Origin of the sequence: Streptomyces colwelliae (genome assembly GCF_048158785.1) — a bacterium.
Taxonomy (GTDB): Bacteria; Actinomycetota; Actinomycetes; order Streptomycetales; family Streptomycetaceae; genus Streptomyces.
Window position 1 is genome coordinate 1 of record NZ_JBLTJC010000219.1, and the last position, 17,421, is coordinate 17,421.

Consider the following 17,421-nt stretch of genomic DNA (forward strand, 5'->3'; position numbering starts at 1 on the left):
AAGAGCCATTCGCGGTTCATGTCGTGTCCGACGCGTGCGTGGCGGCATCGGTTGCCCGAGACACGAGGGCCGCGGGCGGCCTCGGGATCAGAGGGGGTCAGTTGTACGGGTTGTCGTCCCCGCAGCCCCTCATGACGTCGCCGCCGGCGACGGCGTCGAGGTCGACGACCTCGACCTCTTCCTCGGTGTCCGGTCGTGCCGTGATCTCTACAGCGGTTGTGGTCATGTGCGTAATTCCTCTCTCAGGCGTGTTGGCAGTAGCGGTTCAGTGGTGCGTCGGCGCGGCGGTACATCTTCACGAGGGGCATGCACTTGGTGCACTTCTTCTGAAGCGCACAGCCGGTGCACGCGTCCTGACGCTGAAGCGCTCGGTCGGCGATGCCGCCGAGCCGCGCCAATCCCGCGACACCCTCTTTCAGCAGTGGTATCGGGTGGTCACGGGAGACTTTGCAGACGGAAGCCAGGCCGAAGGGATTCACGTTCAAGGACGTGTGGCCGGCGTCGCATCCGGTGAAGGGGGTCTCGTTGCGGATGTGCTCGGGGGCCTGCTCGTCGAGGGGGTCGGCGCCGCCGTCGAAAGTGGGCGACATGTTGCCGTACTCGCGGACCCGTGGGGCGTAGCGGTGGGCGAGTGCCCGCATGGCGTCGGCCTCGTGGGCGTTCCGACGAGTGATGATCACGCTCAGCGAGAGCGGTAGATCGGCCTCGCTGGCGGCGGAGAGGCCGCGCATGAAGTGGTCGAACGCGCCGCGGCGTCGTGTGAATCCGTCGAACGTCTCTGCTGTGGCGCCGTACACGCTGAGCGTTACCCGGTACGGGCGGCGCGTGGTGAGCAGTTCGAGCATCCTCGGGCGGTACAGGGTGGATCCGTTCGTCAGGATCTCGACCATCATTCCGAGGTCGTACGCGAGCGCGTACGTCTCCGGGAAATGCCGGTCGACGGTGCACTCGCCCCCGCCGAGTTCGAGCCACACGATTCCGGCGTCCCGCAGGATGTGTAGCAGACGCTCGCGGGGTTCCCATGAGAGCCCCTCGTGCACCTTGTCGCCGTAAACGCAGTGGCCACAGTTCCAGTTGCATCCGTTGTTGACCTCGTATGAGGCGCGGCCGTGGCCGTACGGGGATGGCTCGCGAATCAGCAGGGCCTCGGCAGGCTTGCGGTGGCTGATGTCGAGTTCCCATGTGCGCTGAACGCGGTTGGACAGCCATGAGGGCATCGTGTCGTTCGATGCCACATCGCGCAGTTCGAGGTACCGGTGCGCCGGGATCTTCAACCCGGCTGTGTTTCCGGGGCGGAGTATCAAGTAGTCGTCCAGGAACGGGCTTGTGATGAGGTCGTACATGGCGCCTCCATCAGGTCAGGGGGACATGGCGAGGTCTTGTCCGGTTACGCTCGGCGTCAGCGGGTCGGCCCGGGGTCCAATCCACCTCGGGGCGGCCCGTCCGCTGGTTCGTCAGAAGCGCCGGCGGATGAACGCTGTCCCCCACATGAGCTGACCGCGGGCAAGGCTGTCGCGTAGGTGCGTGTCCGCCTCTGCCCTGGTGGCGCCGATCGCGAGCGGGGTGAACGTGAGGTAGACGCGACAGCCAGCGCCCACCGCGACCAGGGTTAGCCAGTCCTGGGACGGCAGGGGAAACGACATGACGTATTGGTCGTGGCCGTAGTCCAGTGCCGCGACCGTACGTTCGATCACGAGCTTTCTGCCGATCACCGGGGGGTCTTGATTGCCGATGCCGAGGCCGAGCGCGGTTGAGAGTTGCCGCATGCCCTCCATGACGGTCTCGTGCGTCTCGTTCCGGTAGCGCGGTCCAGGGTGCGTAATGAGCAGTTGGGGCATGGCTTTGTTGCCGCGCCGGTGGATACCAGTTGCGGCGGTCACCGTGGCGATGAATCCGGGGTTGGGCGGGATGCCGATGCTCGGCGAGGTCATGTTCCCCTCACCTCCGGCCAGCCCGCTGAGGAGCGGAAACGCCTGGCGGGGGGTGGGAACTGTGGGGCGCGTCGTGCGGGTACGGGAGCGGCGATCAGGGAGTACCGCGCGTCTATGTCTGTGGCCGTGAGTTGGTACGCAGTGCGCGCGGCGAGCTTCCGTATGACGTCGGCGTACTTCGCGGGTTCACGCACCCACGTACGCAGGACGTCGGCGGCGTGTGTGTCGCCGGTGAGAACAACAGGGGCGGCGTACAGCCACGGGACGAACGGGTCTGGGTCGAGATGCCGGGCAAGGCGATCGGCCTGGCCTTGCATCCATCGCGCGGCGAGGCGTGGTGAGCGGGCGTTGTAGGCGGCGAGGACGACCGTGCGCTTGCCGTCGAGGGGTGTGGCGAGTGCCTCACACCGGTACCCGATTGTTCGCGGCGCGGTGGTGCGCGGGGGTGTGTGTAACGGCCGTGGGACGCGGCCGGCTGCGTGACGTCCGCTCACAGCCTGCCCCCGCGCGCGTTGTCGCGCATTTCGAGGATGCGCCCAACTTGGTAGGCGTACAGCTCCATTTGGGACGGATCGAGCACGAGTACCGTCTCGGCGGTGCCTCCGTCCTCGTAGTGGACGGTGACGGGCAATCCGCCATGCTCGGCGCGGGCGTCGTACATCACGTCGCGTTTCAGGGGCGTGATGTGTGTGACTTGAGGCTGTACGGGGCGGAGCGTGGTTCCGTCGTTGGGCGCCGACCACTTGTCGCCGCCTCCGGCCGGGCAGAGGTGGTACGTGTTCCTTCCTTCGCCCGGCAACTCGATGACGACGCCGATTACTCCGTCTCTCGACGTGTCCCGAGCGAGGTCGCCAAGTCGTGGGTAGAAGGGTGCAGCGGTGCCCAACTCGCCGCCTTGCGAGGGCAGATGAGGGGTTCCTCGTCGACTCATGCCCCGAAGCTAAAAGATCGTCAGGGGCCCAATATGAATCAGAGGAATATCCTCGTCATCCGTCAAGGTGAAAGCGGTCCGACATGTGGCGCAGCTTCTCGCGCGTGGCACTGCGCTCGGCGTAGACGATGCTGCGCAGTGTCGAGCGTGCGATCGGATGATTGCGGATGAGCTGGGGGGCGATGCGTTCCGCTTCCTCAAGCTCAGACAGCGCCTTGTCCCGGTTGCCGTCCCAAAGCCACGCGCGGGCTAGATCCATGTGGTGGTGCCCCTGACGAGACTTGGGCAGAGCCTCGATCACCCCAGGTGCAGTACGGCGATTTATGGTCAGAGCCTCCCTCTGCTCCCCCAACTCCAGGGCGACGCTGATCGCATGGATGTGGACGTTGCCCGGCGAGAACGTCAGGGAATGCCGGTCGTACGTAGGAGCGCCCGTCTGCTGGGCAACGCGCTCTGCGGCGACCTTTGCATGGCCGATGCGTTCCTTGGCCTCCGCCTTGCTTCCGGCTCGCGCTGCGGACACGGCCGCACGCAGTTGCAGTGATCCCCAGGCGCGGACGGCGAGCGGGTCGCCCCGGTCGTAGTCACGCTGAACTGTGCGAATGGCCTTGTCCGACAGGTTGATTGCGTCGGCCCAATCGGCGGTTGCCCACATGTCCCAAACGCGCATCCAGTCGGTTACGGCCGGCATCACGGAATCGCCGGACAGGCCGGCGGACCATGCGGCACGTTCGCATGACATGGCGATCAGCTCGGGGTGGCCGAGGGCGTGTGCGGCGGTGTGCGCGAACTTGCAGCACACTGCGTAGATCGCGAATGCTTCCTCGCGCTCGTGACCGGTGGATACCTCGGCCAGTGCGCGGGCTTCGCGGAACAAGTCAGGCAGAATCTGCATGATCGCTACGTTCGCCGCTGCATCGCGTAGCCGGTGCAGTCGGGTCGCTTCTTGCCACAGTTGGTTGGACGATCGGGGAGTGCCCTCAAAGACTGGCGTGAGGTCGTACCGGCGCAGTTCGCGCATGATGGACGACGCGGCTACCTGCCATTGGTTCTCGGTAGGCGAGCTGTTGTACGGGCGGCCGATCAGGTCGTTGGGGTGTACGTGCAACTCGGCGGCGATGGCGTTGAGCAGGCCAACACGGTCTAGCTCGATCTGTCCGCGTTCCATCTTGGACACCCACCCCTGGGACTTGCCCAGGGCGGTTGCAAGGTCTGCCTGGGGCATGCCTAGACGCAGGCGCGCGCGGCGAACACGGCGGCCGATCTCCTCTGCTTCTTCCAGCATGCGCGGGGCTCCATCCGTTCGGGCTCTCCCTAGAACGGTACCCATCACAGGCGACTCACGTCGCCGATGCCTGAGAAGCAACAGAACGCCCCCCGTGCGGCCATGCTCGGCCGTACGGGGGGCGTTCTGCTATCGAGAGGTGGCGAACTGCCACACGGACAGGGAGAGACCGAGTACGGCGACCAGGGCGGCGACGGACGGCAGGGGCCATCGGGTGCGTTCGAGGGCGTCGAGGCGCTGGTCGTGGTCGGTGATCTGCCGGTCGGTCTGGTCGCCGCGCTGGACTAGTAGGGCGAGGGAACCGTCGACTCGGGCGAATCCTTCGGCCATGGTGCCGCGTAGCTTCTCCAGTTCGACGGCGACCGACTCGGGCGGGGGTGGCAGGGTCACGCGCTACCGCCCTGGTCGTTGTCGACCAGGCCGAGGCCGACGCGGTCGAGGAGCTGCTCGACGGCGGGCAGGGCCATGACGCGGGCGAGGCCGGCGGCGACGGCGAGGGCGCCGGCGACCCACGGAAGGGACTCGGGTATGCCGGACGCGGTCACGATGGCGGGGAGGGCGACGGCGAACATGACGACGCCCTGAATGACGGTGCGGACGGTGCGCTTGTTGGCGGGGTTCATGGGGGGTTCCTCGTTTCTGAGAGTGCGGGACAGGGGCCCGCCCCGGCGCGGTGCCGGGGCGGGCAGGGGTGGCTACTTGTCGTAGGCGAGGCGGAACAGGGCGGCCCAACCCTTCGGGCCGATCTTCACGTCGTGGGTGGTGCCCTTGGCGCGGTAAGTCGGGTGCGCGTTGTGGAACTTGGCCACGGCTGCCTGAGTCGCCGGCCCGTAGTTCGGGGACTCCTTGACGGTCTTGGCCATGTAGCCGGTGGCCTTGAGCGCGCGCTGAAGCGTGACGGCCGACGGCGCGGCCTTGTTCGGGGCGAGGCCGGTCGGGAACTTCGGCGGGGTGTACGTCTTCGGGTCGTCGTCGCCGGTGTCGCCCTTCGCCCACTCGCGCAGTGCCGAGGGGGACATGTAGGCGATGTTCCGGTCGAGGGGGGTCGACGTGAACTGCCAGATCGTCACCGTGCGGTTGGACGGCTTGGGGCGCGCGGCGGCCTCGGCGCGGGCGTAGGTCGCGGCGCCCCACGGGTAAGCGGGGTACCACAGGGGAACGCCCGAGGGGACGTGTCCGGCGGCGATGTCCGAGGCGGACGTGTAGATGCCGACGACCTGCCCGGGGAATGCCTTCTTCACCGCGGCGATCCACGCCGAGGCGTACGCCTTGATCTGCGCGGCGGTCCGGCCCTTGTAGTTGCGGCCGTCGCTGTAGCGCTCAAGGTCGAGCCAGTGCAGGAACCCGGCGCCCGCGTACGGCTTGACGGCGCTGATGTAGTTGGCGGCCTCGGCGGCGGCGGACTGGTTCGGCCACGCGAAGTGGTACGCGCCGGCGACCAGGCCGGCGCCCTTGATTCCCTTGATGTGGGTTCCGAACTTGGGGTCGTGCGTGCTCTGTCCCTCGCTCGCCTTGGCGAACGCGAAGGTGAGGCCGTCGGCCTTGAGCGCGGTCCAGTTCTGTGCGGACTGGTACGCGGACACGTCGAGGCCGCGCGAGGTGCTGGTCATACGGGGTGCCTCCTGGGCATGAAAAAACGCCCGGCGCGGTGCGCTCGGGCGTACGTGGTGGGTGAGTTGAGGGCTGGGGCTAGTCCTGAATGAAGGTGATGTGCAGGCGCAGGTTTCTGCCGCTGCCGGCGGTGGTGGCCTCGCCGACGATGGGTTCGCCGTTGGTGGTGCGCAGCGTGGCGATGCCGTCGGTGCCGATGACGAACCCGCCCTCGGCGGTGCCGTCGTCCCAGTTGCCGTTGATGGTGCCGCTGGTGGGCCGCCATCCGGCGGGGACGGTGCAGCACGCTGTGTCGGCGAGGTTGCCGGCGCCCGAGACGGCGATCGTCGCCCCGGACCGGAACAGGTACATGTTCAACTCGACGTTGTGGCCGGTGCGGTAGCCGCGGAAGTCGCTGACCGTGAACCCGGTCGCGGCCACGAGTCCCGTTGCTGTGGTGAGAGTTGGCGGTCCGTCGTTGAGCCGGTCGTCGGTGATCCGCATACCGGGCTGCCACAGGGTCACAGGGGGGATGCCTCCTTACAGGGCGACGATGGCGGGGTACGCGAGCCGTACGTCGGCGCCCGCGGCCTGCGCCTTGACGATGTTGTTGCGGCTGCGGGCGACCGTGAAGACCTGCGGGTTGATCGCGTCGACGTTGTCGTACCGGATCTGCACGGTGGCCGCGTTGGTGTTGCTGGCGGTGCGGATCGAGCGGGTACCGATCTGGTTCGCCGCGGTCAGTGCTGTGTCGGTGGCCTCGATGCGCCAGTCGCTCGGCTCCGCGCTCGACGCGAGCCACCCCTTGACCCGCAGCGTCGTCCCGCGGCCCTGGAACCGCACCCTGACGAACTGCCCGGCAACGTGCGTGATCGGCACGGTGTAGGTGCCGAGTTCCGTGGTCACGTCGGCGACGACCTTGCGCAGGGACAGGACGACCGTGTTGGTCGTGCTGAACTGCACCCGGACCATGTACATGTTCGAGGAGTCCAGCATCCGGGCCGTGACCGCGCCGTACAGGCTGTCGCCCGTGGCCAGGGCCGAGGTGGTGATGTCGGCGTAGACGTCGAAGTCCGCGTGCGCCGCGGTGACCGCGGTACGGCGCGAGGTCTCGGTCGTCGAGAGGGTGTGCACTCCGTAGCCGGAGCCGACGGAGTAGTCGGACGTCGATCCGCCTCCGACGGTGGACCAGGAGGGGCCCGAGTCGGGCACGCCCCAACTCCCGGTGACGCTGCGGCCGAAGCTGTCCAGCAGGAACGATGCCTTGGGCTGGGTGAGGCGGACGCCCCACACGTACCAGACGTCGCCGACGGCCGGGGTCGCTCCGTGCCGTGCGCGGACGCTCGCCCGCGAAGCGGTGGCGGGAGCCGTCAACGACTGCTGGAGGAACGTCCATTGCCCGGCAGGCACGGCGACCGCGCTGCCAAGTCCCGTGCTCAGGAACGTGCTTGTGGCGTCGTACCAGTCGATGACCGGCCGGAGGTCGCTCCACCCCTTGGGGGAGTACGCCCACATCGACGCAACGTACGTCGCGCCCGGCACGATCGCGCCCACGTCGCTGCGGGCGGCGACCGCGCCGCCGGAGGTGCCGACGCCGTCGGGGGTGATGAGCAGGGAGCCGAGGGCCTGCGGGTGCAGGACCGCGGTCGAGCGGCCGACGGTGGCGGCCTGCCCGCTCCAACCGCTTGCGTCCGACTCGAAGAACGGGTTGCCGTTCAGCAGTAGGCCGGGCGCGGCGATGGTCATCACCTCCCCGCCGACCCGTACATCCCATGGGTAGTCGTAGGGGTTGCTCGTCCAGGTCTGGCCGGCGGTGGTGAGCACGTTCACCGTGGCGGCGGTGTCGGTCGCCGCGGTGGCGAGCTGGGCGCCGCTGGTGTCGCACCATCGGAGCGGGATCTCGTCGATCACGCCCACCGACCAGGGGCCGGCGGGCGAGCAGGTGAACGTGATTGTCCACGTGCGGGGGAGGACGGTTTCGGTCCAGCCGTCGACCAGCAGCTCGACGACGCCGGAGCCGGTGAACCGCTTGGGCAGGTTGACGATGCGGATCTTGTCGCCCTCGCTGAGGGCGAGGACGGACGGGATGAGTTCGGGGAACTTGTGCAACAGCAGGGTGACCGACGGATACCGGTTCTCGTCCCACGTGGACAGGTGGAGAAGCCAGTTCGCGACCGGGTCGGTCTGCTCGTCCGTGGCCAGGTTCAGCGTCTTGGAGTCGTCGACCAGGCCGATACCGTCCGGCGGGTCCTGGACGGAGAGCGGGCCGTCGTCGAGGACCGCGGTACCGGTCGATCCTCCCTTGCGTTGCACGGCCCATTCGTTGCGTATGGTGTCGTCCTCGATCGGCTCGAACGGCGGCGCGAGGTGGCCGGCGGCGTAGTCGAGGACGAGGGCCGGCTGTTGGTTGTAGAGGGCTGCGCGGGTGCGGTACTTCAGTTCGCGTCCGGCCATGGTCTCGCCGAAGATCCCGCCGTCGGCCTCGGCGCACTCGCGCAGCAGGTCGAGCAGCGGAGCGGGACTCTGCGCGCCCACGGGCACCGTGTCGTCCGGGTCGCCCACGATGGTGAGCAAGACGCCCTCTTCCTGGGTGAGGCGGCGCATGCGGGCGCCGGCGGTCTCGCCGGACCATGCGTCAACTGCGTTGACGTACGCGGCTGTTGAGTCCGTGGGCCAGACCGAGAGGTGACCGAGGGCGAGACCGTTGAGGGCCGAGGCGTAGCCGTCGGCGGGGGAGGCGACGGCGGTCGGTCGGCCGATGGTGCCGGGTGTCGTGAAGTAGATGCCGCCGGGGTCGCCGCCGACGTCGGTCCATACGATGCCGAACTTCACGTTGGCGCCTTGCTGGGCGACGGTGAAGTTGACGCGCTGCCACCGGTTGAAGATGTCGGCTCCGGTGGCGATGTCCTGCGTGGACAGGGTGTTGCCGTCGTCGTCCTTGGCGATGATCCGGCTACTGAGTCCGTTGGTGGTCGAACCGAACTGGATCAGCCATTCCCGCACGGTGCCGCCGGTGCTCAGTACGCGCATGAACGTCCACCGGGTGGCGGGCAGCGTGTCGAGTCGGTACATCCACTGCACGGACCACGACGTAAGCGCCGCGGCCGGGGCCGGAACGCGGCCCATCATCGCCGACAACTGTCCGGCGCTGGAGGCGAGGACCGGCAACGGGCCGGACGAGGCAAGGGTGTTGGCCTGCGCCCACGTCACATTCGACAGGCGCAGCGGGCCCACGCCGGCGATCGGCGAGGACGCCTGAGCCGAACTCGCGCCTTCCTCCATCGGCCAGTACGCGAGCGGCTTGTACGAGGGGATACGGCGGCGCAGCGCGGACGCGAGGGGTTTCGCTCCCTGGCCGAGGCGGCGCAGGATGCCCGCGGCCGTAACCGGCGTCCACGCGTCCCTTTCCGACGTCGACCACTTCGGCGGCCACTCGGGCACCTCGCCCTCGAACCGCACGATGCGATCCGTGATCGCAGAGCCCGAGGCCAGCGTCCACGCGCGGCCGGCCGAGTCCGTGAACGCGGTGGTGCCGATCGGCTGCGCGGTGAAGTCCGGCGCGGCAACGACCGTTCCGTCGATGCCGCTGCGCACCTCGGCCCCGTAGACCGCGCCGGTGACCGCGCGGCGCGGTGGGGTGACGTCGGTCTGTTCCGGCGCGATCGACAACGGCGCCGTGCCGCTGAAGATGGAGACCGGCGCCGAGCCGAGCAGGTCGCCGCTGAACTGCGTCCACGGGCCGGCGAGGGACGGTGCCCAGTACAGGCGCAGCGTGAACCCGCCGGCCCCGTTGTCGGCGTCGAGCGTGCCGCGTACCGCGGCATGGCGCGGCAGAGCTGCGGGCAGTGTGGCGAATCCGCCTCCGTCGACGGTCGTGCCGCCGCTGGTGGTGTTGAGGTACAGCACCCCTGCTCGCACGATCAGGTAGAACGAGCGGTTACCGGCCGCGCCCCACTTGCCGATCAGGAACTGAGTGGCGGAGGAGAACCAGTTCGTCTCTCCCTCCCACCGGATATCAAGGTCGCCCGTGATGTCGAGGGCGGCTACGTCGGGGGTGGTGGCGCGGTCGGGAGTGCCGGGCATTTCCAGATGGACCTGCCCGCCGGGCAGGGTGTAGCGGAAGGGGGTGTTGCGGTTGAACAGGCCGTAGTACGGGCCTTCAGGGTTGCGGGGGGTGTACGTGCCGTCGAGGTTGCGGATGGTGGCCGCGCACGCGGCGGGATCGGCGGCGTTCGACTTGTAGGGGCGCCCGCGGCTGTGGGTGATCGGATCACGCGTGTACAGGTCGCCAGTGATGTCCTGCCACGCGGAGCCCATGCGCAACTCGCCCTTGAGGCCGAGCGGCTGGTCGGGGAATGCCACGGTTACGCACTCCTTCCGGTGACGGCGAACTGGACGTTGCCGCCACGGACGTTGACGGCGTCCCGGAACACCGAGAGCAGGAAGTCGCCGACTCGGCTTCCGTCCGAGGTGAAAGTGACGACCGGCTGTGTGCCTCCGCCGCTCGTGGCGCTTGCGGTCTGTGCGGCGACATTCGCCGCGGTGGCCTGTCCGGCTGTGGGCACGGACACGAGATTGGACATAGCCCGGTCGACCGCGCCGGAGCCGGATTCGATGCCGTCAACGACGCCGGCGGGAATCCACCGACCGACCTCACGCGCCATGACCTTGGACGGCGACGCAATACCGAGTGCCTTTGCAACCGGCCCCGGAATGAACTCCTTGGCCCAACCGGTGATCTTATTTCTGAGCCAACTACCCATGGAAAGGATGCCGTTCCACAGACCCTGAACGATGTTCTTGCCCTTGCCGACGAGCAGTCCGGACAGGTTGTTTCCGAGCGCGGACGAGAGCCGCCCGGGAAGTCCGCGAATCCAGTCGACCATTTCGGTTGCCTTGCCGACGGTCGCATTTTTGATCGCGGTCCAGTTTTTGACGATCAGACCGAGCAGCGTCCAGTTAAGGAACAGGTTGTACAGGCGCCCGGGAATTCCCTTGAGCCAACCCACGATCCCGTTCCACCATGAAACGGCGGTATCCCTGATCGAGGACCAGTGGCTTATGAGCAGACCGATCAGGGTGAAGTTCATGAACGCCTGAACCATCATGTCTTTGGCCCAGATCAGTTTGCCGACGATCCAGTCCCAGACAGCGAGCGTCCACCCCTTGATCTCGTCCCAATACGTGATGACGAGCACGACCAGGGCGGCGATAGCCATACCGACCCAACCGACGGGCCCAAGGCCGACGATCCAGGCGGCGGCCATCTCCGCGCCCGCGATCGTCGCCGCAACACCGATCGCGGCGAACGCTGCACCGATGACCACCGCGGCGGCGGTGAACTCGGCTCGGTGCTTGCCGACGAATCCGAAGAACGTGGTAAGGACCGGTACGACGTTGTCGCCGAGGAATTCGACAAGGTTCTGCTGCATCGAATTCTTGAAAGCCGTTAGCTGCGCCCCGGCATTGTCGCGCAGGGTGTTGCCGAGCTTGTCGGCTGCGCCGCCGACCTCGCCGAGACCCTTCGCGGCGGTACTCGGGTCCATCGCATAGAGCGCTTTTCCGAGGTCTTCGGCCTGAGTGCCGAAAAGTGCGGTAGCCGCTTGCGACTGCTTGATCGGGTCCTTTATCGCGCGGAGCCGATCGAGGGTGGTGTCGAGTGCGGCCGTCGCCGAGGTGCCGCCCTTGCTGAACTTCGCGGCCATGTCGTCGGCATTCAGGCCGAGAGCCTGAAAACCTGCCGCAGTGCTCGCCGAGCCGTCAACGGCCCGGATACTGAATTCCTTGATGGCGTCCGCGGCGATATCGGAATCTCGGGCACCTGCCTGAATGGCCTGGTTCATCAGGCCAACGGCCGTGGCGCCATCCAATCCCGCCTTACGGAATTGGGTTCCGTATTCGTTGAAGGTGTCGACCAGGTCGTCGGCTTTATTAGCGGACGACTGGAATCCCTTGGTGAGGACGTCGAACGCCTCGTCGGCCGAGGAGACGAGACCGGTCCGCAGCATCTGCGAGACCGCGTTCGTGACCCCGCCGAGGTCCTGGTCGAAGGTGCTGGAGAGGTCAGCGACCTTCGTCGATATGGATTCGATCTGCGCGTTCGTCGCGTCCGGCGGGAGCAGGCCGGCGCCCATGGTCGCCTTGATCGCCTCGGCCGCGCCCTGGAAATCCTCCGTGACCGCGTTCGAGTACAACTCGCCGGCGACCTCGCCGTACCGCTTCGCCTCGGCCGGCGTCGCGCCGAGCTGCGCGCCGAGCTTGGCCGTGATCTGCCCTTGGCCGATGGCCTCGGACAGTCCGGCCATGAGGGCGGCGCCGAGCGCGCCCCCGATCACGCCCATGGCGAGCCCCTTGAGCTTGCCCGTGAGGGTGTTGCCGGCATCCTCGGCGCCGTCGCCGGCGGCTTCGTCGAGGCCGTCGCCGAGCGCGCTGCCGGCGTCCTCGCCGCCGGCGCGGGCGCGCTGGGTGATGCTGGCGAGGGCTGCCCGTAGGCGGTTTTGGAAGCTGTCGAGGCCCTGCTCGGCCTCGCTGTCGTCGACGGTGATCGTCGCGGCGAGTTCGCCGACAGTGAGTGCCATGCGCGGGCCTCCTCTCAAGGGGGCCGCGCGTGACGCGCGGTGTTACGACCGCCGGGGCTTCTTCGGCTCCGGTGGGGGGTTGAACAGGCGTTGAATGCGGGAGTCGGTGGAGAGCAGGCCGAAGATGCGCACGCGCAGCCATCGCCACGACCGCTCGTCGAGCAGGCCGGGCGCGCCGACGTCGACGCCGTAGAACTCGTGCAGGTCGGCCTCGACGAGCGGCCACTCGTCGAGGAGTTGGGCCCACGTCACTTGCGGGGCGCGCCGCGGCTGCTGCCCTTTCCGCTTCGGCGCTGTGCCGGGCGGGGCTTCGTACCACTCGAAGAGCCCCGAGACTGGGTCGAACTCGCCGTGCCCGATGGGGCCTTGCGGCGCTGTTCCCGGTTCGGGGCCAGTTGAGAAGGGTCGCCGCCGGTGTTCCAGTACGCCTCTGCGCGGTCCTTGCTCTGGATGATCCACACCATGGCGGTCACGGCGGCGTGCTTGAGCATCGGCCACTCGACGCCGTCGGCGACCATGTCGGCGTGTGCGGTGCCGAGGACGTCGGCGTACATGTCGCGCTCGGCCGCGTCGGCGAGTACTTCGCGGTCGGCCTGTCCGCCGTCGGCGGCCGTGGCGGCGGCCTGCATGATGGCCTGCACCCGGAGACCGGTTGCCGCGGACGGCGCGGGAACCTTGTACGTCTTGCCCTTGATGGGCAGCGATAGGGAGTCGTCGAGCAGGTTGCCGAGTTCCTGAAAGGCCATTACGAACCACTCCCCGCGAGCGGGTTGGTGATCGCGGTCTTGGCGCCCTTGCCGGTGAGCGTGACCCCGACCGAGTCGAGGTCGTCGGTCGCTCCGCCGTCGGGGTCCCACGTGACCAGGGCGCGGCCCTCGTAGGCGTCGGCGCGGCCTTCGCGGTCGTACCACCGCACGTGGACGGTCGCGCCGCTGCCGAAGCTCTCGGCCGCGAGCCTCAGCTTTTCCTGAGCTGCGTTGAACGCCTTCGTCGTGGGGTGGTAGCGGTGCAGCATCGTCAGCTCGACGGTCCACGCGAGTTGCGTGACGGTGCTGTCGGCCCAACCGCCGTCCTCGTAGGTGGTGGAATCCTGCTGCGTCGGGTCGACCGCCGGGTCGAACTCCTGGATGCCGGGCACGATCACCCATGAGGCGGTGCTCGTCGCACTCGTGTCGAGTTCGAGGCGGTAGCGGCGCGCGAGTGCGGTCTCGGTCTCGGCCGGCTGTACGGGGGTGGACAAGGGACGGTCCTCCTACTCAAGTCGGGGGTGCGGCCGGTGAGCGCGCACGGTGTAGTTGCTGGTTCGCTCGAACCGGCCGGCCGAGTCGGCGCCGAGCGGGGCGGCGGACTGGCGGGTGATCAGCACGACGCGGGCCGTGCCGAACAGGAACGGGCCGGAGTTGTGCAGCACGTCGAACACGGCGTCGTCGAGGGCGGCCACCTCGCGAGGGTCGGGGCTGGCGCGCGTGCGTACCTGCACGTAGACGGTGGTGTCGGTGAGGTTCTGCGAGTTGGCCGTGTCGTAGGCGGTGAGGACAACGGCGCGGTCCGGCTGGTCGGGCATCACGGTGTCCGTGATCGCGGTCTCGCCCGTCTCGTACACGCCGTCGGGCCGGTAGGTCGCGACGCCTTCGGCGTGGAGCAGCTTCGCGAGGCCGTCGACGATCTCAATAAGGAAGCTCATCAGGTGGTTGACCTCGACGCTGAGTAGGGTTTGGGCATGGCTCAGAATCGACCGGATATCCCGACCGCTTTGAAGCGGGCCGTGCTCGTGGAGGCAGGGCACCGGTGCGCGATCCCTACGTGCAGACAGACACCTGTGGAACTCGCACATATCACGCCATGGTCCAAGGTCAATGAGCACACGTTCGATAACTTGATCGCACTATGCCCGACATGCCATACACGATTCGATCGCGGCGAGATGGACCGCAAATCGATGCTGCAATATAAACAAAATCTGGAAGTTCTGAATGGGCGTTATACCGATGTCGAGCGGCAAATTCTGAAGCTGTATGCAAGGGAGTTTAGTAGCATTGGGCGGAATTCTCCTGTTGCGTTGTCGATGCTTAACGAACTATTTGGCGCCCCAGGCGTAGGGCGCACGTTTGCCTTTGAAGACATGGCGATTCATTACGGCATGATGTGGCTCGTTTCGAATCTCATTGATGATGGGATCGTCGAGGTGCTTGTTAAGGAATGGGAGGCAAATGATGTTGCGCCGCGGGATGGAATCATTCAGCTGACGCCAAAGGGATTTAACATGATTATGAGGATGGTTGCAGCCGAGCCCATTTAACGGAGTGGTCTCCGAACTTGCGTGGCAATAATCTCGGTGATTACACCGTTCTCCTCGTGCAAGGGTCCTTCCAGGTACTTCGCCGTGCGGCCGTGGTCGTGGCGGTAGGTCAGTTCTTCGTGCTGGCGCACGGCGTACGGAGAGTCGTAGGAGACGGCGGCCGTCACGGCCTGCTCGTCGACGGAGACGACGCCGGAGCGTTCCAACGTGCCTTCCTCGATCGGCACCCGCTGTCGGGAGACCTCCAACAGGTGCTCAGCGCCCAACCGCACCCCGCGCACGGCGCCTTGGCGCATCGCCGCGAGGGCGGCGTTCCCGTTCCATCTGATCCGGGCGCGCTGGGTCACTCGCACATCACCTCCGTGGACTGCGGCACGGGCAGGCCGGGCGCGGTGTGGTGGGCGACGCTGATCACGGTGGTGGTGCGGCCGGTGGGCAGGGTGACCCGTGATCCGGTGGGGCAGTCGAGGTCGGGGCCGGCGTAGATCTGAGCGGTCGAGACGACCTCGGCGCCGGTCGCGTCGCGTACGCGCTTGATCGCCTCGGCGACCAGGGCGGGCACGTCCTCGGCGGGCGGCCCGTACTGCGGCCCGTACGCGCTGCTGCCGAGGTACGGCTCGATGGTGATCCGGTGGACGAGCAGCCACTCGGGGACGTTCACCAGATCACCCCCGGCAGCAGTCCGGCGCGCGTGAGGGCGCGGTGCGCGCGGGGCGCGAGGTCGACATCGCTCGCCGCGGCGGGCGCGTCCTTACGGCCGGACAGGGACACGGGGCCGATCGAGACGCTGTCCCATCGGCCGTCCGCGCCCGTACCGTCGTCGCCGGTGGCGGCCCAATACTCGATCTGATCGCGCACGGCCTCGGCGAGGGCGGTCACGACCTTCGGATCGGTCGGCATGCCAGCGGTGTCGGTGCGGTAGACGGCCGTCAACAGGGCGTCGTCGATGTCCTCGGACGCCCGCACGAGCAGCCTCTCGGCGTCCGCCGGGGGCTGGCCGGTCCACACCTGCTCGGGGGTGGCGTAGACACGGCCCACGGATCACCCCTTGGAACGGGGACGGCCCGCGGGCTTGGTCGCCTGCGGGCCGTCGGGGCTGGTCGTGCCGGTATCGCTAGGCGGATCGCCGTCGGCCGGCTCGTCGTCGACCGGCGTCACGGTGTAGCCGTGGCGCCGGAAGTAGGCGACCGCGCCCTCGCTGTCGGTGGTGGCCTCGCCGTCGACGAACCACACCCCCGCAACGCATCCGTTGAACTCCGCTACGGGAGTACTCACCTTGTGCATGGGTCACCTGACCTTGATGTTGCGGAACACGGACGCGGACTTGGTGGCCTTGAGGACGACGCCGACCGGCCCCATCTCGACCTCGCCGGTCTTCACCGCGCCGGCGCTGGAGAAGTCGGGAAGCCACGTGTTCACGATCTGGCCGCCCACGGTGGCTACGGCGTGGAATCCGTCGAGGCCGATCCGTACCGCGTAGAGGTCAGTGAGGCCGGTTGCGGCGGTGCCGCCCACGGTGCGGTTCTCGATGGGGATGATCGGCGCGGAGGTGCCGGGCTTCTCGCCGGGGTCGACGAAGGTGATCCCGCCGTAGCTCTCCCTGACGATCGGGCGGCCGTTGTTGCCGATCAGGCCGTCGACCGGGTCACGGGTGTACTGCCCGGCGCGGCGGGCGAGAGCGCGCACGCGCGCAAGGGCGGTGCTGTTGCCGATCACCAGCGACGGGGCGCCGTCGAGCTGCGAGAGCCACTCGTCGAGGACGTCGAGGGCCTTCTGTTCGGCGCGCGGGTCGGTGTCGAAGTCGGTCCAGTCGGTCACCTGCGCGAGGCGGAACTCGGTCGAGCTGCCGGACAGGGCCTTGTCGAGGCCGTCGAACGAATCCTCGTCCTCCGCGCTGTCACCGTTGATCACCGCGTCCTGGAACTTGGTCCGGGTCGCCTTGATCTTCTGCTGCATGTTGAGCGTGACGGCGTTGGACGCTGCCGGACCGATACGGGAGATGACGCGGTCGACCTGGAAGCTACCGCCGAGAACGGCGAGATCGACGCTGAACCGCTGCGTCTTGACCTCGCTCGGCGCGTACTCGGTGTTGATCTTGCGGAAGTCCGCTGTCGGCTGGGTGATCAGCCGGCGGTACGAGTAGCTGAGGGTGTCGCCCCCGCCGGCGGGGTTGACGACGTCGTTGAAGACGAGCGAGTCGAGTAGGACGGATTCCTTGCGGAACTCGTCGATGACCTGAACGTCGACGTCGTCGGTCGCGTTCTGCTTGGCCTCGTCGAGGGTCACGGGCATGGGGGTTGCTCCTGTCTGGGGTTAGCTGTTGAACCGGGCGGCGATGGCGTCGGCGAGGGTGGCCGGGCGCTTGTCGCCGGCCGGCGGCCCGTTGAACTCGGCGCCGCCGCGCGCCGGTCCGGCCGCTGGGGTGCCGAGTCGGGGGTTCGCGGTGACGGCGGCGGTGATGGCGGCGGTCAGTGCGGTGGTGTCGTTCGGATCGATCGCCGCGACCGTGGCGCGGAACGAGACGGAGTCGAGCAGGGCGAGGGGGTCGGCGCCCGCGGCGGGCGCGGTCTGGAGAACGGCGGTCTGTACGGCGGCGGCGCGGGCTACGGTCTGGCTGTCCGTGATGGCGCGCTGCGCCCACTGCGGCAGACGGCTGATGTCGCCCTCGACCGCCGGCGCGAGGCCGCGAGGCGCCGTTCCAGATACTGGTCGGCACGCTCCTTCAGCTCGGGGCGTTCCTCGACGGCCGCGCCGATCCAGCCGCGCAGCCACCCGGCGGTGAGCGCGGCCTCGTCGGGGCCGAGCCG

Annotated in this window: 21 protein-coding genes and 1 pseudogene; 1 reads left to right on the top strand and 21 read right to left on the bottom strand. The window is 68.0% G+C overall.

The features are described from left to right. Positions 1–97: 97 nt before the first annotated feature. The 15 genes from ACNFOC_RS34410 to ACNFOC_RS34480 form a co-directional block, all read right to left on the bottom strand. Positions 98–226, bottom strand: a complete 129-nt coding sequence (locus tag ACNFOC_RS34410; protein WP_416962961.1) for a hypothetical protein — start codon at positions 224–226, stop codon at positions 98–100. A gap of 16 nt (positions 227–242) precedes the next feature. Next, positions 243–1,343 (bottom strand): radical SAM protein, encoded by a 1,101-nt coding sequence (locus ACNFOC_RS34415; RefSeq protein WP_416962962.1) that lies wholly within the window; start codon positions 1,341–1,343, stop codon positions 243–245. Positions 1,344–1,454: 111 nt separating this feature from the next. Continuing rightward, entirely contained in the window at positions 1,455–1,931 is a 477-nt protein-coding gene (locus tag ACNFOC_RS34420) for a hypothetical protein (protein WP_416962964.1), read from the bottom strand. A 490-nt stretch (positions 1,932–2,421) separates the two neighbouring features. Beyond that, complete coding sequence (locus ACNFOC_RS34425) at positions 2,422–2,862, bottom strand: hypothetical protein (protein WP_416962965.1); 441 nt, start codon at positions 2,860–2,862, stop codon at positions 2,422–2,424. Positions 2,863–2,917: 55 nt separating this feature from the next. After that, positions 2,918–4,147 (bottom strand): helix-turn-helix domain-containing protein, encoded by a 1,230-nt coding sequence (locus ACNFOC_RS34430; protein ID WP_416962966.1) that lies wholly within the window; start codon positions 4,145–4,147, stop codon positions 2,918–2,920. A 129-nt stretch (positions 4,148–4,276) separates the two neighbouring features. Beyond that, entirely contained in the window at positions 4,277–4,537 is a 261-nt protein-coding gene (locus tag ACNFOC_RS34435; protein WP_416962968.1) for a hypothetical protein, read from the bottom strand. Beyond that, positions 4,534–4,770 carry a hypothetical protein gene (locus ACNFOC_RS34440; RefSeq protein WP_416962969.1) on the bottom strand — a complete coding sequence of 79 codons (237 nt, stop codon included), beginning with the start codon at positions 4,768–4,770 and terminating at the stop codon, positions 4,534–4,536. Before ACNFOC_RS34440 ends, ACNFOC_RS34435 begins: the two co-directional genes overlap by 4 nt. Before the next feature lie 72 nt (positions 4,771–4,842). Continuing rightward, positions 4,843–5,757: a GH25 family lysozyme gene (locus tag ACNFOC_RS34445; protein ID WP_416962971.1), complete on the bottom strand. Its 915-nt coding sequence runs from the start codon at positions 5,755–5,757 to the stop codon at positions 4,843–4,845. A gap of 79 nt (positions 5,758–5,836) precedes the next feature. Beyond that, positions 5,837–6,262 carry a hypothetical protein gene (locus ACNFOC_RS34450; RefSeq protein ID WP_405948885.1) on the bottom strand — a complete coding sequence of 142 codons (426 nt, stop codon included), beginning with the start codon at positions 6,260–6,262 and terminating at the stop codon, positions 5,837–5,839. Between the two features lie 15 nt (positions 6,263–6,277). After that, the gene (locus ACNFOC_RS34455) at positions 6,278–10,099 is read right to left on the bottom strand and encodes a carbohydrate binding domain-containing protein (RefSeq protein WP_416962972.1); all 3,822 of its coding nucleotides are present in this window, start codon (positions 10,097–10,099) and stop codon (positions 6,278–6,280) included. Positions 10,100–10,101: 2 nt separating this feature from the next. Beyond that, positions 10,102–12,315: a phage tail tape measure protein gene (locus tag ACNFOC_RS34460; protein ID WP_416962973.1), complete on the bottom strand. Its 2,214-nt coding sequence runs from the start codon at positions 12,313–12,315 to the stop codon at positions 10,102–10,104. A 42-nt stretch (positions 12,316–12,357) separates the two neighbouring features. Next, positions 12,358–12,567: a hypothetical protein gene (locus ACNFOC_RS34465; protein ID WP_416962974.1), complete on the bottom strand. Its 210-nt coding sequence runs from the start codon at positions 12,565–12,567 to the stop codon at positions 12,358–12,360. After that, positions 12,564–13,061, bottom strand: a complete 498-nt coding sequence (locus ACNFOC_RS34470; RefSeq protein WP_416962975.1) for a DUF7426 family protein — start codon at positions 13,059–13,061, stop codon at positions 12,564–12,566. Before ACNFOC_RS34470 ends, ACNFOC_RS34465 begins: the two co-directional genes overlap by 4 nt. Next, positions 13,061–13,555 carry a phage tail tube protein gene (locus ACNFOC_RS34475; RefSeq protein WP_416962976.1) on the bottom strand — a complete coding sequence of 165 codons (495 nt, stop codon included), beginning with the start codon at positions 13,553–13,555 and terminating at the stop codon, positions 13,061–13,063. The genes ACNFOC_RS34470 and ACNFOC_RS34475 overlap by 1 nt, the downstream gene beginning before the upstream one ends. Before the next feature lie 12 nt (positions 13,556–13,567). Beyond that, positions 13,568–13,999 (bottom strand): minor capsid protein, encoded by a 432-nt coding sequence (locus tag ACNFOC_RS34480; RefSeq protein ID WP_416962977.1) that lies wholly within the window; start codon positions 13,997–13,999, stop codon positions 13,568–13,570. A 36-nt stretch (positions 14,000–14,035) separates the two neighbouring features. On the opposite strand from ACNFOC_RS34480, the gene ACNFOC_RS34485 reads away from it, so the two are divergent. Then, positions 14,036–14,614, top strand: a complete 579-nt coding sequence (locus ACNFOC_RS34485) for an HNH endonuclease (protein ID WP_416962978.1) — start codon at positions 14,036–14,038, stop codon at positions 14,612–14,614. On the opposite strand, the gene ACNFOC_RS34490 is transcribed toward ACNFOC_RS34485, so the two are convergent. The 6 genes and pseudogenes from ACNFOC_RS34490 to ACNFOC_RS34515 all read right to left on the bottom strand — a co-directional run. Next, on the bottom strand, positions 14,611–14,961 hold the full coding sequence (locus tag ACNFOC_RS34490; RefSeq protein ID WP_416962979.1) for a hypothetical protein: 351 nt from the start codon (positions 14,959–14,961) through the stop codon (positions 14,611–14,613). The genes ACNFOC_RS34485 and ACNFOC_RS34490 overlap by 4 nt on opposite strands. Then, entirely contained in the window at positions 14,958–15,275 is a 318-nt protein-coding gene (locus ACNFOC_RS34495) for a hypothetical protein (RefSeq protein ID WP_416962980.1), read from the bottom strand. The genes ACNFOC_RS34490 and ACNFOC_RS34495 overlap by 4 nt, the downstream gene beginning before the upstream one ends. Continuing rightward, positions 15,272–15,652, bottom strand: coding sequence for a hypothetical protein (locus ACNFOC_RS34500; protein WP_416962981.1), 381 nt, complete (start codon positions 15,650–15,652; stop codon positions 15,272–15,274). Before ACNFOC_RS34500 ends, ACNFOC_RS34495 begins: the two co-directional genes overlap by 4 nt. A gap of 3 nt (positions 15,653–15,655) precedes the next feature. Next, entirely contained in the window at positions 15,656–15,889 is a 234-nt protein-coding gene (locus ACNFOC_RS34505) for a hypothetical protein (RefSeq protein WP_416962982.1), read from the bottom strand. 12 nt (positions 15,890–15,901) lie between these two features. Beyond that, positions 15,902–16,906, bottom strand: a complete 1,005-nt coding sequence (locus ACNFOC_RS34510) for a major capsid protein (RefSeq protein WP_416962983.1) — start codon at positions 16,904–16,906, stop codon at positions 15,902–15,904. A gap of 389 nt (positions 16,907–17,295) precedes the next feature. Continuing rightward, positions 17,296–17,421, bottom strand: a pseudogene (locus ACNFOC_RS34515) (trans-aconitate methyltransferase); the annotation flags it as partial.